We start from the raw sequence: 15,926 nt of genomic DNA, 5'->3' as shown, positions 1-15,926 counted from the left end.
CGCGCCTCAGGCAGCGCGGCGCGGGACGAGGCCGGTCGGCAGCTCCTCGTTGAAGCAGCGCTGGTAGTACTCGGCGACCGTCGCGCGCTCGGCCTCGTCGCACTTGTTGAGGAACGTCACCCGGAAGGCGAAGGCGGTGTCGCCGAAGATCTTCGCGTTCTCCGCCCAGGTGATCACCGTGCGGGGGCTCATCACGGTGGAGATGTCGCCGTTGATGAAGCCCGCACGCGTCAGGTCGGCCAGCGCCACCATCGCCGCGATGCGCTTCTTCGCCGCCGCGTCGGTCGGGTCGATGCCGAGCTTGGCGGTGACGATGTCGGTCTCCTGCTCGTGCGGCAGGTAGTTGAGCGTCGCGACGATGTTCCAGCGGTCCATCTGGCCCTGGTTGATCTGCTGTGTGCCGTGATAGAGCCCCGTAGTGTCGCCGAGCCCCACCGTATTGGCGGTGGAGAACAGCCGGAACGCCGGGTGCGGGCGGATCACGCGGTTCTGGTCGAGCAGCGTCAGCTTGCCCTCGACCTCGAGCACGCGCTGGATCACGAACATCACGTCGGGGCGGCCGGCATCGTACTCGTCGAACACCAGCGTGCAGGGGTGCTGGAGCGCCCAGGGCAGGATGCCCTCGCGGAACTCGGTCACCTGCTTGCCGTCACGCAGCACGATCGCGTCCTTGCCGATCAGGTCGATGCGGCTGATGTGGCTGTCCAGGTTCACCCGGATGCAGGGCCAGTTCAGCCGCGCGGCCACCTGCTCGATATGCGTGGACTTGCCGGTGCCGTGATAGCCCTGGATCATCACGCGGCGGTTGAAGGCGAAGCCGGCGAGGATCGCGAGCGTGGTCTCGCGGTCGAAGCGGTAGGCGTCGTCGATGTCGGGGACATGCTCGGTGCGCACGCTGAAGGCCGGCACCTCCATGTCCGACGGGAAGCCGAAGAGCTGGTCCACGCGGACACGGATATCGGGCAGATCGATCGCCGAGGTGGGCCTCGCATCGGCCAAGTGCGTCACCTTGTTCATGCTGTCGTCCGGTCTTTTCCGTTGAATGAGAATGCTACCCCCGGGCGCTGCGCTTGCGAAGGGCGCGCGGCGAGGGGAAGGGCCGCGCCGTGCTCAGGCCTCGCGCGCCATCAGCCCCCGCACCAGTGCCGAATAGGCCGCGTTGATGGCCTTGAAGCGCTCCTCCGCCGCCTTGTCGCCGCCATGGGCGTCCGGATGGTGCAGCTTCACGAGCGCCTTGTAGCGGACCTTCACGTCCTCGCGCGTCACGGGCCAATGGAGCCCGAGCGCGCCGAGGGGGCCGCGCAGCTCGGCCGGCGCCTCGTGCGGGCGCGGCTGGTCCCGACGACGGTGGCGGCCGAGCAGGCCGAGCGGGTCGCGCAGCGCCTCTTCGGAGAGCCCGAGGCTGCCGAGCGGCCAGGACGGGCGCTGCCAGGTGGTGTCGCGGCGCATCTCCCTTTCGATCTCGCCGGGCGTCATGCCCTTGTAGTAGTCCCAGGACCGGTTGTACTCGCGCACATGATCGAGGCAGAACCACCAGTAGTCGTTCAGCGTCCGGGGCGACTTGGGTGCGCGATAGGCGCCAAGCCCGGGGCAGCCCGGATGGTTGCAGCCGCGCCCCGCCGCCTCGGCCTCCGCCTCTGCGTGTGCGCTGTAGCGACGGGCGCGGACTGTGCCATTGCGCATCGTTCGGTTATGGCGAGGCGGCCCGGACCATGCAAGCGAAGGGATCGAGACGCATGACCGCGACGCGTGCCGAGCGCATCAGGGCGGTTCTGGCACGGGAGTTCGCGCCCGTTGCGCTGGATGTGGTGGATGAGAGCGCCCACCACGCCGGGCACGCCGGCAACCCCGACGGGCGCGGCGAGACGCACTATGCCGTCACGCTGATCTCGGCGCGGTTCGCGGGGATGGGCCGCCTTGCCCGCTCGCGCGCGGTGCACGCGGCGCTCGATGGCGAGTTTGCGACCGGCCTGCACGCGCTCAGCCTGACCCTGCGCGCGCCCGGCGAGGCCGCGCCGCGCTGACGCGCCCCGCGCCGGTCATCCGAGGTCGCGGAAGGCCGGGGCGTAGGCGATCGTGCCGGTTCGCGCCGGCAGCTCGCCGCCGAGCGAACGCGCCATCAGGAAGGGCCCCGGATAGGGTGTGGCGAAGCCCTGCGCGAGTGCCGGGTCGAAGCCGAAGCGGCGATAGAAGCCGGGATCGCCCACCACGAACACGCCGCGCCAGCCCCGGGCCTCGGCCTCCGCCAGGCCCGCGCGGACCAGGGCGCTGCCGATCCCGCGTCCCGGGTGCTCGGACCGCACGGCGAGGGGTGCGAGGGCCAGGGCAGGGAACGGCGCCGCCAGGCGCGAGAACAGCACGTGGCCGACCGCTGCCGTGCCGACGCGCGCCACGAGCGAGAGCATGGCGTCGTCCTCCGCGCGCAGGCGCTCGACCAGGCGCGCTTCCGCGGGTGTCGGGAACACTGCGCAGAGGAGGGCGCGAATCGCTGGCCGATCGGCACGCTGCTCAACGTGGATCCGCACGGCAGGCCTCGTCGCCCGGCACCGTCTCGGCACAAGAGACGCGGGCGGTGACGCGCCTCAACCGCGCATTAAAGGTTCCGCGGCATGCTGCTGGTCCACGGAGGGTCGGTTCATGCCGCGAAGCACACTCGTCAACCGCAATATCGTCGCCGAGCGCGGCCGCACCAGTATGCGGCTCGAGCCCGAACTCTGGGACGCCCTGTCGGAGATCTGCCGGCGCGAGCGCATCTCGCCGAGCGAACTGTGCCGACGGCTGGAGCGGTCCGGCCTGCCGGGCGGGCGCACCTCGGCGATGCGCGTGTTCATCGTCCAGTACTTCCGTGCCGCCGCGACCGAGGACGGTCATGCCGGCGCCGGCCATGGCAAGGTCGTCGCCCAGCATGTGGGCAACGGCCATGCCGGGGTCGAGGCGCGTCCGGCGCTGGCGGCCTTCGGCGCGGACTGACCCCGCACGGCCGGTTCAGGCGCGCGAGCGCGCCCCGGCCGCCGCGTCCGCCGTCTCACGCGTCGTCGCATCGGCCTCGCGGCCGCGGACGGCGAACTGCGGCCAGCGCCGGGCGACGATCGCGCCGTCGGCCGCATAGGCGTGGCAGGTATTGAGCAGCGCCGGCGGCTTCGCCGGATCGACCGTCCGCTTGCGCCGCAGCACCACCAGGGTCTGGAACGCCACCGTCGCCATCGGGCCGAGCAATTCCACCAGGTGGGTGCAGCCCTTCACGCCGCCCACCCGCTCCTTGGCCGCGCGCATCCAGCCCGGCCCGATCCGCAGCCCCGCGAGCGCGGCGAAGTTCGGCGTGATCGCCGGGCAGACCGTGTAGGGCCCATACTCGGTATCCGCCTCGCAGGCGACGATCCGCATCTCGTCGTCGATGGTCAGCCGCATCAGCATCCCGTGCAGTGGCACGCCGGGCGTGATCTCGCCGCGGTCGTCGTTCGAGAAGGCATAGGTCTTGGTGTCGGTCAGCCGGGCCTCGATGTCGAACAGCCCGTCCTCGCGCCGAAACCCCTCGAGCACGATGGTGCGGTCGTGCAGCTTCTCGCGCTTGGCGGGTGGGCTGAGCGGCATGATGTCGTCTCCGGCATGGTGCGGCGCGGCACGCCTCATATGGCATCGGCCGGCCCGGCCGACCAGTTCGCGGTCGGCAGGGCTCAGTCCCGCAGGCCGAGCCGGTCCAGCAGGCCGTCGAGCTCGCGCGTCCAGCGCCGCTTGTGGGCGCGGTGGATCTCGAGCGCGGTCTCGGCGTCGCCGCGGCGGATCGCCTCCACCACCGCGGCGTGGTTGGTGTTGGAATAGACCGGCGGCTCGCGCAGCCGCGTCGTCAGCAGCCGCACCCGGTGCGCACGGTCGAGGAACATCCGCGCGGTGTCGGCGAGGTGGCGGTTGCCGGCGAGCTCCACCAGCAGGCCGTGAAAGCGGTAGTCAGCCTCGGACCAGGCGTCGTGGTCGCGCGCGGCGAGGGCGGCGTCCATCGCGGCGATCGCTGCGTCGAGCTGGGCCATGGGCTCGGCTCCCGGCCGGGAGGCGGCGAGCCGGCCCGCGGCCTCGGCCTCGAGGCAGGCGAGCACCTCGTTGATCTCGCGGACGTCGCGCGCGGAGAGCGGCTTCACCTGCATCCCCCGCGGCGGCGCGGCCTCGACCAGTCCCTCACCTTCGAGCCGGAGCAGCGCCTCGCGCACGGGGGTGCGAGAGATGCCGAGCGCGAGCGCGATCTCGGCCTCGACAAGCTTGGTGCCCGGGGTGAGTTCGTTGCGGATGATCCTGCGGCGGAGGTCGGCATAGGCCCGCTCGACCAGCCCGCGCCGGTCCTGGGGTTCGGCCGTATGGGTCAGAGCAGTCGTCTGCATACTGTCTTCGCCTGGATATTCGCCATCGACGCGGCGCCTTTCTCTCGCATCGGCTGATTCGCCGCTTGCGTGAGCCTGCGGCGGCGCATTATCTTCACTAACATGTATACACAAGTGCTCGCCAAAGAGCACGAACTTGGGAGGGACCATCCATGACCGGACCCCGCAGGCTCGCCCTGTTCGCCCTTGGCTTCGCCGGATTGGCCATCGCCCTGCCGGTCGCGCCGGCCGAGGCCCAGGCGCCCGTCCGCTTCACCATTGGCTCCGGCAACTCCCCGCGCGACCTCTCCAGCCAGGCGATGATCCGCTGGGCCGAGGCCATGCAGCGCGAGTCGAACGGCGCGCTCGCCGGCAATTTCGTCGGCGGCGGCGCGCTCGGCGGCGACCGCCAGCTGCTCCAGCAGCTCAAGGCGAACGAGATCCAGCTCCACGTGTCGGGGCCCACGGTGGTCCACCACCTTGCCCAGCAATACCAGTGCCTGGAGGCCGAGTTCGTGTTCCGCGACGAGGCGCACGGGCTCCGGGTCTGGCAGGGCGCGCTCGGGCGCGAGCTGAACCAGGTGCTGGAGCGCGACCATGGCGTGCACATCGTCGCGGTCGGCCGCCGCGGCGCGCGGCACCTGACCTCCAGCCGCCCCGTGCGCAGCCCCGACGACCTGAGGGGCATGAAGGTGCGGGTGACCAACCCGCTGCGCGCGCAGGTGTTCCAGGCCATGGGCGCGCTGCCCGGCACGCTGCCGATCGACGAGCTCTACGGCGCCCTGCGCGCCGGCGTGTTCGACGCCCAGGAGAACCCGATCAGCACGATCTGGGGCAACAAGTACTACGAGGTCCAGAAGGCCGTGAACCTGACCGGCCATGTCTGGTCCTACACCGTGGTGAGCGCCAATGCGGGGTTCGTGAAGACCCTGTCGCCCGCGCACAAGGCAATCTTCGACCGCACGCTTACCGAAACGATGTCCTGGCTCGCCAACGAGACCGCGACGGAGGAGGAGAACCTGCTCAAGCGCATGCAGGCCGACCGCGGCGTCGAGATCGTCCGCCCCGACGTCGCCGCGTTCCAGGCCATCGCGGCCCCGATCGTGGCGCGCTTCGCCGCCGAGCGCTGCCGCCCCGGCATCCTCGACGACATCGCCAAGGCGGCCGAGTGAGGCCAATCCTGCGCGCGGCGGAGCGGACAGTCGAGACGATCGGGCTGGTCTGCTTCGCCGCGATGCTGCTCGCGACCGCGGCGCAGGTGCTGTTCCGCTATGTGCTGGAGTGGCCCGTGCTCTGGACCGAGGAGGCGGCGCGGGTGCTGTTCCTGCTCGCGATGATGTGCGGGTTCGTGATCGCGCAGCGCCGCGGCGAGCACATCGTCGTCGACTTCCTGCGCGCGCGCCTGTCGCCCCGACCCGCCGCGGCGCTTGGCGCGCTGTTCGATCTCGTCGTGCTTGCGTTCCTTCTGCTGCTGCTGCGCGGGGCGGTGCGCATGGTCGAGCTCACCTGGGGTTCGGCCTTCATCACCATCCCCTGGTTCACCTCGGCGCATCTGCATCTGGCGCAGATCGCCTGCCTCGTGGCCCTCGCGCTGCTGGTCGCGGGCAGTCTCATCCAGCACTGCGCGGCCCTCGCGCGTCCCGAGCCGACCCGCTAAGCCGTGGGCGTCTTCGGCCTGCTCACCCTGGCCCTGGTCGGGCTGATCGTCATCGGCTTCCCGGTGGGGTTCGCCGCCGGGGTGATCAGCGCGCTCGGACTGGCCGAGGTCTACAACGGGCTTGCCGATCCGCGCGTCGCCTCGGCGCTGGCGCGCACGATGCTGGACCGGATCGACGGGTTCCTGCTGCTCTCCGTGCCGTTCTTCCTGCTGGCCGGGCGGCTGATGAACGGGGCGGGCATCACGGTCAGGCTGTTCGAGTTCGTCTCGGCCGTCACACGGCCGCTGCGCGGCGGGCTCGCACACGCCAATGTGCTGGCCTCCGTGCTGTTCGCCGGCATGTCGGGCAGCGCGACCGCGGACGCGATGGGGCTCGGCACGATCGAGCTCAAGGCGATGGCGCATGCCGGCTACCGGCGCGAGTTCGCGGTCGGGATCACCGGCGCCTCGTCGCTGCTCTCGCCGATCATCCCGCCCTCGATCGCGCTGGTGGCCTATGCGGTGGTGGCGGAGCAGTCGGTCGGGGCGATGTTCCTTGCCGCGATCGTTCCGGGCATTCTTCTGGCGCTCAGCTACATGCTCTACGTGGCCTGGCGCCTCCGGTTCGAGACCGACGTGCCGCCGGCGGGACGGTTCGACCTCTGCGAGGTCTGGCGCAGCTTCCGCGGCGCGGTGCTGCCGATCCTGATGCCGGCGATCATCGTCGGCGGCATCAATTTCGGCATCTTCACCCCGACCGAGGCGGCGGCGGTGGCGGTGTTCTACGCCGGCGCGATCGGCATGATCGTGTTCCGCGAGCTCTCCTGGCGCCAGCTCGTCGCCGATCTGCGCGGGGCGATGATCGACAGCGCCGCGATCATGCTGATCATCGCCTTCACCTCCGCCTTCGGCCAGGTGCTGATCCGCGCGCAGCTGCCCGACCAGCTCGCGGCCTTGGCCACCGCGCTGACCTCGGACGCGACCGTGTTCCTGCTGCTGATGATCCTGCTCTGGCTCGGGGTCGGCTGCTTCATGGCGCAGACCCCGGCGATCCTGATCCTGACGCCGATCCTGCTGCCGGTCGCGGAGCAGTACGCAGTCGACCCGATCCATTTCGGCATGGTGATGGCGCTCACGCTCACCCTCGGCCTGCTCACGCCCCCCGTGGGCATGGTGCTCTATGCGCTGGTGAAGGTCTCGGGTGTTCCGTTCGAACGGCTGGTGGTGGTGTCGTTCCCCTATGTCGTGATCACCGCCCTCGTCTGCGTGGTGCTCGTGCTGGCACCCGACCTCGTGCTCGCCCTGCCGCGCCTCGCGCGCTGAAGAAGGACCGAAGCGTGGATATCCTTGTTCTCCCTGGCGACGGGATCGGACCCGAGATCACCGGGGCCACGCTCGCCGTGCTGCGCGCGGCCGATCGGCGCTTCGGCCTCGATCTGCGCTTCGAAACCGCCGAGATCGGCTTCGCCGCGCTGAAGACGCACGGCACGACCCTGCCCGATGCGGTGCTGGAGCGCGCGCGTCAGGCCGACGGCATCATCCTCGGGCCGATCTCGCACCTGGACTATCCGCCGCGCGACCAGGGCGGCGTGAACGTCTCGGCGGCGTTCCGGGTGAAGCTCGACCTCTACGCCAATGTGCGCCCGGCGCGGTCGCGTCCCGGCATCGGCCGCGGGACGTCGCCGATGGACCTCGTGATCATGCGCGAGGCGACGGAGGGGTTCTATCCCGACCGCAACATGTACCAGGGCTCCGGCGAGTTCATGCCGGTGCCCGGCGTGGCGATCTCGATGCGCAAGATCACCGCCTTCGCCTGCGAGCGGATCGCGCGCCGGGCCTTCGCGCTCGCCCAGCGGCGGCAGAGGAAGGTGACCGCCGTGCACAAGGCGAACAACTTCATCCTCTCCGACGGGCTCTTCCTCGACGAGGTGCGCAAGGTCGCGCGCGACTACCCCCAGGTCGCGCTCGACGAGGTGATCATTGACGCCTGCGCCGCCCTGCTGGTGCGCGATCCGGCGCGGTTCGACGTGATCGTCGCCACCAACTTCCACGCCGACATCCTGTCCGACCTCGCCTCGGAGCTCTCCGGCAGCCTCGGCCTCGCCGGCGCGATCAACGCGGGCGATCGGCTCTGCGCGGCGCAGGCGCAGCATGGCTCCGCTCCCGACATCGCCGGGCAGGATCGGGCGAACCCGACCTCGCTCATCCTCTCCGCGGCGATGCTGCTCGGATGGCTCGCCGAGACGCGCGGGCTCAGCCCGTTCGCCGAGGCCGCCGGCGCGATCGAGGCGGCGGTGGATGCCACGCTTGCGAACCCCGCCACGCGCACGGCAGATCTCGGCGGCACCCTCGGCACGCAGGATTTCGCGGGCGCCGTGGCGGCGGCGCTCGGCGGCTGATCAGGCCGCGCCTTCCTCCGCGAGGAATGCGCGCAACTCGTCCTCGGCGACGTCGCGGCTGATGAAGGCCTGGCCGATCCCGCGCACGAGGATGAAGGTGAGCGATCCCGTCTCGGCCTTCTTGTCCTTGCGCATGTGGCCGATCAGCCGCTCGGCCGACCAGCGCCGGTTGGTCTCGCGCAGCGACGACGCGATCCCGCAGGCCGCGAGATGCGCCGCCACCCGCTCGGCGTCCTCCAGCTCGCAGAGCCCGAGCCGGGCGGAGAAGCGGAACGCGAGCGCGAGCCCGATGCCGACCGCCTCGCCGTGCAGCAGGGTGCGGCCGTCATAGCCCGCCTCGGCCTCCAGCGCGTGGGCGAAGGTATGGCCCAGGTTCAGCAGCGCCCGGCCGCCCTCGGCCTTCTCCTCGCGCTCGTCGGCCTCGACCACCCGCGCCTTGGCCAGGCACGCCCGCCGCACCGCCTCGGCCTGGAGCTCGGCATCGCCCGCGAGCAGGGCGGCACCGGTCGCCTCGCACCAGGCGAAGAACGCGGGATCGTCGATCAGCCCGTACTTCACCACCTCGGCATAGCCGGCGCGGAGCTCGCGCGGCGGCAGGGTGGCGAGCGTGGTGGTGTCGCACAGCACCAGCCGCGGTTGGTGGAACGCGCCGACCAGGTTCTTGCCGTGCTCGGTGTTGATGCCGGTCTTGCCGCCGACCGAGGAGTCCACCTGGGCGAGCAGGGTGGTCGGCACCTGGATGAAGGGCAGGCCGCGCAGCGCGATCGCGGCGGCGAAGCCGGCGAGGTCGCCGATCACCCCGCCGCCGAGCGCGAACACGGTGGTCTTGCGGTCGATCCCGCTGGTGAGCATTCGGCCGATCACCTCGGTCAGGGTCGAAAAGCCCTTCGAGCCCTCTCCTGGCGGCACGAGGATCGTCCGGCCCTCGATCCCGGTCGCGGCCAGCGCCGCCTCGAAGCGCGCGCCGTGCAGCGTGTGGACCGCCTGATCCGCGATCACCACCGCACGCCGGCGCGGCATCACCGGTACGGCCAGCGCGCCGGCGCGATCGAGCAGCCCCGCGCCGATCGCGATCCGGTAGCTGCGCGCGCCGAGCCGCACGGTGACGCCGAGGGGCGGGCGGTGGCCGAGCATCGCGTTCAGCACGCGTGTGGTGGTCTGATCGGGCGGCTCGTCGCGGCAGGCGACGATCACGTCGGCCTCGGCATAGAACGGGTCGCGCTTGGCGGCGAGCTCGGCCAGGATCGCCGCCGGGTCGCCCTTGGCGAGCAGCGGGCGCTCCGAGCGGTGTGACACCCGGCGCACCAGCACCGGCAGATCGACCTTCATCCAGACCGAAAGGGCCTTTTCGCGGATCGCCGCGCGCGTCTCGGGATCGACGAAGGCCCCGCCGCCGGTCGCCAGCACCACGGGAGGCCCGCCGAGCAGCCGCGCGATCACCTTGCGCTCGCCGGCGCGGAAGGCGGGCTCGCCGAACCGGGTGAAGATCTCCGAGACGGACATCCCAGCCGCCGCCTCGATCTCATGGTCCGCGTCGACGAACGGCACGCCCAGCCGCGCGGCGAGACGCCGGCCGATTGCCGTCTTGCCAGCGCCCATCAGCCCGACCAGGACGACCGTGCGCCCCTGCCACGGCGCGGCGTGGGTTTCGTCTCGCCCGGGGGGAGGGCTAGACTGCGGGACGAGCGATTCGGGTGAGACCTGTGCTGACGGCATGGGATCGGCGCCACGCTAGCACGCTGCTCCCCTCGCGCCAGCGTCCGCGCCGGCATCCCCGTCCGACGGAGGCACCGCTTTGCGTTTCGCGACGATGCTGATTCTCGCCCTGCTCGCGATCGCCGCCGGCGGCGCCGTGTGGATCGGCCTGTTCCCGCCCGAGCCGCGCCAGCAGGCGGTCGAGCGCGTGCTGCCGGCCGAGCGCTTCGCGCCGCGCTGAGCGCCGTGCACCGCCGCATCGAGGCGTTCCTCGAGATGATGGCCGCCGAACGGGGGGCGGCGCGCAACACCGTGCTTGCCTACGCGGCCGACCTTGAGGACTTCGCCGCGTTCTGCGCCGAGGCCGGGGTCGCGCCGGACCGAGCCGAGACCGCGACGCTCCGGGCCTATCTCGGCCGGCTTCATGCGAAGGGGCTCTCCGCGCGCACGGCCGCGCGGCGGCTGTCGGCGCTGCGCCAGTTCCATCTGTTCCTGATGCGCGAGGGCGTGCGCGCCGACGATCCCACGGCAACTCTGGAAGCAGCGCGACCCGGCCGCCGCCTGCCCAAAGTGCTGGGCGAGCAGGAGGTGCTGCGCCTGCTTGAGGCCGCCCGCGCGCTGCCGGGGCGCGAGGGGCTACGTGCCACCGCGCTGCTCGAACTGCTCTACGCCACGGGGCTCCGCGTCTCCGAACTGATTGCGCTCCCGCGCGCCGCCCTCCGCCCCGGCGCCGAGGCGATCGTGGTGCGCGGCAAGGGGGGCAAGGACCGGATGGTGCCAGTGGGCGACGCGGCGCGCGCCGCGGTGCAGGCTTGGCTCGCCGCCGAGGACGAGGCCCGTGCGGGCAAGCCGCCCACACGTTGGCTGTTCACCTCGCGCGCCGCCGCCGGCCACCTGACGCGCCAGCGCCTGGCCCAGATCCTCAAGGACCTCGCGCTTGCCGCCGGGATCGACCCGGCGCGGGTCAGCCCGCACGTGCTGCGCCATGCCTTCGCGACCCACCTGCTCGCGCACGGCGCCGATCTGCGCAGCCTCCAGGCCATGCTCGGCCACGCCGACATCGCGACGACCGAGATCTACACCCATGTCGCGCCGGGCCGGCTCGAACGCGTGGTCGCGACGCACCACCCGCTTGCGCAGCGGCCCCCCCGCCGCAGGTCCGGATGACCCCGGGTTGACCTCCCCTCTCCGGCACGGATGATGGTGGCGGAGGATTTGTATGACGCCACTTGCAATAGTCGATCCAGCCCCGCCCGTCGCTGCCCCGCTCGACACCGTCGCGCTGCTCGACCGGCTGGTTTCCTTCGACACCACCAGCCGGAACAGCAATCTCGCGTGCATCGCCTTCATCCGGGACTACCTGGACGCGCACGCCATCGAGTCGCGCCTGACCCACGACCCCACCGGCACCAAGGCCAATCTCTACGCCACGATCGGGCCGCAGGACGTGCCGGGCATCGCGCTTTCCGGCCATGTCGACGTGGTGCCGGTGGACGGGCAGGACTGGTCCGCCGACCCGTTCCGGCTGCGCCGGGCGCATGGCCGGCTCTATGGCCGAGGCACCTCTGACATGAAGGGCTTCGTCGCCGCCTGCCTCGCCATGGTGCCCGCGTTCCAGGCACGGGGGCTGAAGCGGCCGGTCCATCTCTGCTTCACCTACGACGAGGAGGTGGGCTGCCACGGCGCGCGCGTGCTCGCCGCCGCGCTCGCCGCCCTGCCGGTCCGCCCCGAGATGGTGATCGTCGGCGAGCCATCGTCGATGAAGCCGATCCTCGGCCACAAGGGCAAGGTCTCGGCGACCTGCCGGGTGATCGGCCTCGCCGGGCACTCCTCGCGCCCCGACCGGGCCGTGAACGCGCTCCAGGTCGGCGCCGAGGTTGTCGCGTTCCTGAACCGACAGCAGGCGCGGATCATCGCCGAGGGACCGCACGACCCCCGCTTCGACCCGTCCTGGACGTCCTGCCACGCCGGCGTGTTCCGCTCGGGTTCGGCGCTGAACATCGTGCCGCACGAGGCCGAGATCGTGTTCGAGTACCGCCACATCCCGGCGCACGATGCCCGGATGCTGCTCGACGAGCTGCGCAGCCACGCCGAGACCGTGCTGCTGCCGCCGATGCGCGCGGTGCATCCGGGTGCTGCGATCGTCTTCGATCAGCGTCCCCGCCTGCCGGGCATGGACCTGGCGGAGGACCATCCGCTCGCCGACCTGGTCCGCTCGCTCACCGGCGCGAACGAGGCCGGCCGCGTCGCATACGGCACCGAGGGCGGGATCTACCAGGCGGCCGGCATGCCGGCGATCGTCTGCGGGCCGGGCGACATCGCCCAGGCCCACACGCCGGACGAGTGGATCGCCGAGAGCGAACTCGTCGCCTGCGAGCGCTTCCTCGCCCGCCTCGCCGACCGGCTCGCCGCCTGACGCGCTGGAGCCCCCCATGAGCGCGCCGACCCAGATCGCCCCCCGCAGGCGGGTCGAGATCCCGGTGCCGGAGCTCGGGCCCTGGCTCGCCGGCAATGCCGGGCTGCCCGGGTTCTGGAGCTTCCCCGGGCCGCAGCCCGGACCGCATATTGCCATCACGGCGCTGGTGCACGGCAACGAGATTGCCGGCGCGCTCGTGCTGGTCCGCCTGCTCGAGCGTGGTATCGTGCCGCTGCGCGGGAGGCTGAGCTTCGGCTTCGCCAATCTCGACGCCTTCGCCCGCTTCGACACCGCCAATCCCACCGCCAGCCGCTACGTGGATGAGGACCTCAACCGGCTCTGGTGCCGGGCTGTCCTGGATGACGGCACCGACACGTTGGAACTGAAGCGCGCGCGCGAGATGCGCCCGCTCATCGACACGGTCGACATCCTGCTCGACCTCCACTCGATGCTGTGGGAGAGCGAGCCGCTGCTGATCGCGGGCCAGACCGAGAAGGCGCGCAAGCTCGCCCTCGCAGTCGGTGTGCCCCCGCTGGTGGTGGGCGACGAGGGGCACTCCGGCGGCCGGCGCCTCATCGACTACCGCCCCTTCGCCGATCCCGGCAGCCCGCGGGTGGCGATCCTGGTCGAGGCCGGGCAGCACTGGGTGCCCGAGACGGTCGAGACCATGGCGGCGACGGTCGCGCGGCTGCTGCTGACGACGGGGCAGATCGACCAGCAGGGGGTGGGGCGCATCACCGCCGCGCCGCTTGATCCCGGCCCGGCACGGTTCGCCCAGGTCACGCGCACCGTCACCGCGCAGACGAACGAGTTCGCCTTTGTCCAACCCTATCGCGGCGGCGACATCGTGCGCGGGCGCAACACGCTGATCGCGCTCGACGGCGAGACCGAGATCCGCACCCCGCACGACGACTGCCTGCTGGTGATGCCATCCTTGCGCACCTGCCGCGGCCACACCGCGGTGCGGCTCGCCCGCCTGGTCGATCCGATGCCGGCCTGAGCCACGCCCGGGTCGACCGGGCACGACCGCGATGGCAGAGTGCGTGCGGGACGCGCGACGCGCGCTCGCAACGTGGGAGGAACGATGACGCTGAGACGAGCCGTCGCGTGTGTTGCCGCAATCGCCCTGTCCGCCGGCGCCGCGCTGGCGCAGGACTACCCGACGCGCGCGATCACGATGATCGTGCCCTACCCGCCGGGCGGCAACACCGATCTGATGGCACGCGCGCTGCAACCCGAGTTTTCCCGCGCGCTCGGCCAGCCGGTGGTGATCGTCAATCGCGGCGGGGCCGCCGGCTCGATCGGCACCACGGAACTCGCCCGCGCGCGGCCCGACGGCTACACGATCGCGATGGTGCCGAACAATCCGGTCACCGCGCAGCCGCACCTGAACCGGCTTCAGTACTCCGCCGAGACGCTGCGCTACATCTGCCTCGTCTACGACAACCCGCAGGTGCTGGTGCTGGGGCGCAACGCGCCGTTCCGCGACTATGCGGGGATGGTGGCGCACGCGAAATCCGCCGAGGAGGCGCTGGTCTATGGCTCGCCTGGCCAGGGCAGCACGCAGCATCTGCTGATGGCGCAGCTCCTGCGCGCGATCGGCGTGCGCGCGCTGCACGTGCCGTATCAGGGCGCCGGGCCGATGGCGCAGGCCGCGCTGGGCGGGCAGATCATGGTGTTCATCGAGAGCCCGACCATCCCGACCAACAACAACCTGCCGGTACTGGCGGTGTTCTCGCGCGAGCGGCTGTCGTCGTTCCCCGAGGCGCCCACGCTCGCCGAGGTCGGCGTGCCGATCGCGGGCGCTTCGCATGGCGGGCTGGTGGCACCCGACGGCCTGCCGGATGCGATCGCGGCCAAGCTGGAGGCGGCGTGCGAGACCGGGGTCAACTCCGAGACCTTCCGCGCCGCGGCGATCCGGCTTGCCGCCGTCGCACGCTACCTGCCGGGGGCGCAGTTCCGCGAGCGCTTCGTCGCCGAGAGCGAGGCGAACAAGGGCACGATCGCCGCACTCGGGCTTGCGCGGGAGTAGGCGCGAGCGGCCGGCTGCGCTATGCAGCCGGCGGATGCGGGCGTGGCGGAATTGGCAGACGCGCCGGGCTCAAAATCCGGTTCCCCGCGAGGGGAGTGTCGGTTCGACCCCGACCGCCCGCACCAGTGATGAATTTAGGTGGTTCGCACGTTCAACGCATTTTCAGAAGTGAGCACATAGGGCAGCGGCGTAGAGAAATTACTAAGCAACCAATGCCAGCTGTTTCATTTTGTGTCGATATGCGATCAAATTCTTGTTGATCCGCTCCATATCAGTCCGGAGTTCCTCGAACAAAGGATACCGCTTCTGGATCTGTTGAGGATCCAAATCCGTCGAAGTGCCCTCCCTCTCGAGGCGCGCTATTTCTCTCTTATACCATCCACGAAATCGTGCTTGCCAGCGAGTTAGGTGAGGACGAAGTCCCTCGTTCAGCACCTCGATCGACAGCTGTACAATAGCTTGCGTGCTATCGTTCCGGAGCGTATTAGCTGATATACCTTTCATCAACTCTCGAGTTACGCTAAAGAAAGAATACCAAGAGTCGTATATTTCAATAACAACATCATTATCGAGGTCGATTGGAAGTCCGATTTTTCTTGTGCTCAATTCTACCCATATAGAAAAAGCGATCTGCCGATCAACATAGATCGGCCTGAATTTAACAATCCCCCTACCGATTCCAAGTTCAGCTTCGTTGATTTCAAACTTGTCAAGACTCTTAAGCGCTCCAGATATAAATCTCCAGGACAGAATGATCGCGGCGGCGACAACAAAAACAATCAATACCAAGCTAATTGAAACAACAACGCTCAATTCTTTCCAATTCACGGCTATATGGACAATCATGCGGGTCTCGTTCATTAGAGTTCTGTGTTGAGCGGCATCATATTAACCGGAGTGTCCATAGAAAAGCCCCTTAATTACCAGCCTTATTACTCAACAAGCGATCTCTTGAATTTTTTATCAAGCGGTTGTCTTTTTGTTTAGAAGTTGATATGAGTTTCCTAAGAGCCCATCCGGGAAGAAGTTGAGTCGTTTGAATCGGCTGTGATTCGCTGCGTCAGCAGACGATTCGCGGAGGCAGCGGGATGGCGTGGACGGTGGAGCATCGGCGTGCGGCGGATCGGCGGGGGCTGCGCTACCCGTCCGATCTGACGGATGCGGAATGGGCGCTGGTGGCGCCGCTGATCCGGCCGGCGAAGCGCGGCGGCCGGCCTCGCACAGTGGATGTGCGCGAGGTGCTGAACGCGATCTTCTACGTGCTCTCGACCGGCTGCCAGTGGGCGGCGCTGCCGAAGGATCTGCCGCCGAAGAGCACGGTGTGGGACTACTTCTCGCGCTGGGAATGGGAAGGCACGATTGCGCGCATCCACCACGCGCTCTACATCGCCGTGCGCGA

At 70.0% G+C, this 15,926-nt stretch carries 19 protein-coding genes and 1 tRNA gene; 13 read left to right on the top strand and 7 right to left on the bottom strand.

Annotated elements, in window-relative coordinates; genetic code table 11:
* Positions 1–6 precede the first annotated feature (6 nt).
* Positions 7–1,017, bottom strand: a complete 1,011-nt coding sequence (gene cobS, locus ACTIFU_RS09270) for a cobaltochelatase subunit CobS (RefSeq protein WP_439578019.1) — start codon at positions 1,015–1,017, stop codon at positions 7–9.
* Positions 1,018–1,110: 93 nt separating this feature from the next.
* Positions 1,111–1,683, bottom strand: a complete 573-nt coding sequence (locus ACTIFU_RS09265; RefSeq protein WP_439578018.1) for a J domain-containing protein — start codon at positions 1,681–1,683, stop codon at positions 1,111–1,113.
* Between the two features lie 53 nt (positions 1,684–1,736).
* Between ACTIFU_RS09265 and ACTIFU_RS09260 the strand changes: the two genes are divergently transcribed.
* Positions 1,737–2,024, top strand: coding sequence for a BolA family protein (locus ACTIFU_RS09260; protein ID WP_439578017.1), 288 nt, complete (start codon positions 1,737–1,739; stop codon positions 2,022–2,024).
* A gap of 15 nt (positions 2,025–2,039) precedes the next feature.
* Here the strand turns inward: ACTIFU_RS09260 and ACTIFU_RS09255 are convergent, their stop codons facing one another.
* Entirely contained in the window at positions 2,040–2,525 is a 486-nt protein-coding gene (locus tag ACTIFU_RS09255; RefSeq protein WP_439578016.1) for a GNAT family N-acetyltransferase, read from the bottom strand.
* Between the two features lie 112 nt (positions 2,526–2,637).
* On the opposite strand from ACTIFU_RS09255, the gene ACTIFU_RS09250 reads away from it, so the two are divergent.
* On the top strand, positions 2,638–2,970 hold the full coding sequence (locus ACTIFU_RS09250) for a ribbon-helix-helix domain-containing protein (RefSeq protein WP_439578015.1): 333 nt from the start codon (positions 2,638–2,640) through the stop codon (positions 2,968–2,970).
* Positions 2,971–2,985: 15 nt separating this feature from the next.
* Here the strand turns inward: ACTIFU_RS09250 and ACTIFU_RS09245 are convergent, their stop codons facing one another.
* Together ACTIFU_RS09245 and ACTIFU_RS09240 are read right to left on the bottom strand one after the other, a co-directional pair.
* Complete coding sequence (locus ACTIFU_RS09245) at positions 2,986–3,591, bottom strand: DUF2889 domain-containing protein (protein ID WP_439578014.1); 606 nt, start codon at positions 3,589–3,591, stop codon at positions 2,986–2,988.
* Positions 3,592–3,674: 83 nt separating this feature from the next.
* Positions 3,675–4,370 carry a GntR family transcriptional regulator gene (locus tag ACTIFU_RS09240; protein ID WP_439578013.1) on the bottom strand — a complete coding sequence of 232 codons (696 nt, stop codon included), beginning with the start codon at positions 4,368–4,370 and terminating at the stop codon, positions 3,675–3,677.
* A 152-nt stretch (positions 4,371–4,522) separates the two neighbouring features.
* Between ACTIFU_RS09240 and ACTIFU_RS09235 the strand changes: the two genes are divergently transcribed.
* The 4 genes from ACTIFU_RS09235 to ACTIFU_RS09220 are packed head-to-tail and all read left to right on the top strand — an operon-like array spanning position 4,523 to position 8,384.
* Positions 4,523–5,521 (top strand): TRAP transporter substrate-binding protein, encoded by a 999-nt coding sequence (locus ACTIFU_RS09235; protein WP_439578012.1) that lies wholly within the window; start codon positions 4,523–4,525, stop codon positions 5,519–5,521.
* A complete protein-coding gene (locus tag ACTIFU_RS09230) occupies positions 5,518–6,006 on the top strand; it encodes a TRAP transporter small permease (protein ID WP_439578011.1) in 489 nt (162 codons plus the stop codon). The genes ACTIFU_RS09235 and ACTIFU_RS09230 overlap by 4 nt, the downstream gene beginning before the upstream one ends.
* Positions 6,007–6,009: 3 nt before the next feature.
* On the top strand, positions 6,010–7,308 hold the full coding sequence (locus tag ACTIFU_RS09225) for a TRAP transporter large permease (protein WP_439578010.1): 1,299 nt from the start codon (positions 6,010–6,012) through the stop codon (positions 7,306–7,308).
* A gap of 14 nt (positions 7,309–7,322) precedes the next feature.
* Positions 7,323–8,384: an isocitrate/isopropylmalate dehydrogenase family protein gene (locus ACTIFU_RS09220; protein ID WP_439578009.1), complete on the top strand. Its 1,062-nt coding sequence runs from the start codon at positions 7,323–7,325 to the stop codon at positions 8,382–8,384.
* On the opposite strand, the gene aroB is transcribed toward ACTIFU_RS09220, so the two are convergent.
* Positions 8,385–9,983, bottom strand: a complete 1,599-nt coding sequence (aroB, locus tag ACTIFU_RS09215; protein ID WP_439578008.1) for a 3-dehydroquinate synthase — start codon at positions 9,981–9,983, stop codon at positions 8,385–8,387.
* Between the two features lie 196 nt (positions 9,984–10,179).
* Here aroB and ACTIFU_RS09210 point away from each other — a divergent pair, with 196 nt between their 5' ends.
* The 6 genes from ACTIFU_RS09210 (at position 10,180) to ACTIFU_RS09185 (ending at position 14,652) form a co-directional block, all read left to right on the top strand.
* On the top strand, positions 10,180–10,320 hold the full coding sequence (locus tag ACTIFU_RS09210; RefSeq protein WP_439578007.1) for a hypothetical protein: 141 nt from the start codon (positions 10,180–10,182) through the stop codon (positions 10,318–10,320).
* Positions 10,321–10,325: 5 nt separating this feature from the next.
* Positions 10,326–11,246, top strand: a complete 921-nt coding sequence (locus ACTIFU_RS09205; protein ID WP_439578006.1) for a site-specific tyrosine recombinase XerD — start codon at positions 10,326–10,328, stop codon at positions 11,244–11,246.
* A gap of 52 nt (positions 11,247–11,298) precedes the next feature.
* Positions 11,299–12,495: an acetylornithine deacetylase gene (argE, locus tag ACTIFU_RS09200; RefSeq protein ID WP_439578005.1), complete on the top strand. Its 1,197-nt coding sequence runs from the start codon at positions 11,299–11,301 to the stop codon at positions 12,493–12,495.
* Between the two features lie 16 nt (positions 12,496–12,511).
* Positions 12,512–13,495 (top strand): peptidase M14, encoded by a 984-nt coding sequence (locus ACTIFU_RS09195; RefSeq protein ID WP_439578004.1) that lies wholly within the window; start codon positions 12,512–12,514, stop codon positions 13,493–13,495.
* An 84-nt stretch (positions 13,496–13,579) separates the two neighbouring features.
* Positions 13,580–14,527: a tripartite tricarboxylate transporter substrate binding protein gene (locus ACTIFU_RS09190; protein WP_439578003.1), complete on the top strand. Its 948-nt coding sequence runs from the start codon at positions 13,580–13,582 to the stop codon at positions 14,525–14,527.
* A gap of 36 nt (positions 14,528–14,563) precedes the next feature.
* Positions 14,564–14,652 (top strand) — tRNA-Leu (locus ACTIFU_RS09185).
* 76 nt (positions 14,653–14,728) lie between these two features.
* Here ACTIFU_RS09185 and ACTIFU_RS09180 read toward each other — a convergent pair.
* On the bottom strand, positions 14,729–15,388 hold the full coding sequence (locus ACTIFU_RS09180) for a hypothetical protein (protein ID WP_439578002.1): 660 nt from the start codon (positions 15,386–15,388) through the stop codon (positions 14,729–14,731).
* Positions 15,389–15,615: 227 nt separating this feature from the next.
* Between ACTIFU_RS09180 and ACTIFU_RS09175 the strand changes: the two genes are divergently transcribed.
* Positions 15,616–15,926 (top strand): transposase (locus tag ACTIFU_RS09175; RefSeq protein ID WP_439578001.1); only part of this gene is annotated, 311 nt, incomplete at its 3' end.

The sequence above is a fragment of the Elioraea sp. genome (genome assembly GCF_051860475.1).
Taxonomy (GTDB): Bacteria; Pseudomonadota; Alphaproteobacteria; order Acetobacterales; family Acetobacteraceae; genus Elioraea.
The sequence above is the reverse complement of the archived record's forward strand: the minus strand, read 5'-3'. Positions and strand labels throughout refer to the sequence as shown.

What these genes read in the sequence shown, in the direction of transcription:
- ACTIFU_RS09180 (WP_439578002.1), bottom strand. Translation starts at nt 15,388, where the DNA reads ATGAACGAGACCCGCATGATTGTCCATATAGCCGTGAATTGGAAAGAA.
- ACTIFU_RS09260 (WP_439578017.1), top strand. Translation starts at nt 1,737, where the DNA reads ATGACCGCGACGCGTGCCGAGCGCATCAGGGCGGTTCTGGCACGGGAG.
- ACTIFU_RS09240 (WP_439578013.1), bottom strand. Translation starts at nt 4,370, where the DNA reads ATGCAGACGACTGCTCTGACCCATACGGCCGAACCCCAGGACCGGCGC.
- ACTIFU_RS09265 (WP_439578018.1), bottom strand. Translation starts at nt 1,683, where the DNA reads ATGCGCAATGGCACAGTCCGCGCCCGTCGCTACAGCGCACACGCAGAG.
- argE (WP_439578005.1), top strand. Translation starts at nt 11,299, where the DNA reads ATGACGCCACTTGCAATAGTCGATCCAGCCCCGCCCGTCGCTGCCCCG.
- ACTIFU_RS09195 (WP_439578004.1), top strand. Translation starts at nt 12,512, where the DNA reads ATGAGCGCGCCGACCCAGATCGCCCCCCGCAGGCGGGTCGAGATCCCG.
- aroB (WP_439578008.1), bottom strand. Translation starts at nt 9,983, where the DNA reads ATGGGCGCTGGCAAGACGGCAATCGGCCGGCGTCTCGCCGCGCGGCTG.
- ACTIFU_RS09235 (WP_439578012.1), top strand. Translation starts at nt 4,523, where the DNA reads ATGACCGGACCCCGCAGGCTCGCCCTGTTCGCCCTTGGCTTCGCCGGA.
- cobS (WP_439578019.1), bottom strand. Translation starts at nt 1,017, where the DNA reads ATGAACAAGGTGACGCACTTGGCCGATGCGAGGCCCACCTCGGCGATC.
- ACTIFU_RS09190 (WP_439578003.1), top strand. Translation starts at nt 13,580, where the DNA reads ATGACGCTGAGACGAGCCGTCGCGTGTGTTGCCGCAATCGCCCTGTCC.
- ACTIFU_RS09250 (WP_439578015.1), top strand. Translation starts at nt 2,638, where the DNA reads ATGCCGCGAAGCACACTCGTCAACCGCAATATCGTCGCCGAGCGCGGC.
- ACTIFU_RS09245 (WP_439578014.1), bottom strand. Translation starts at nt 3,591, where the DNA reads ATGCCGCTCAGCCCACCCGCCAAGCGCGAGAAGCTGCACGACCGCACC.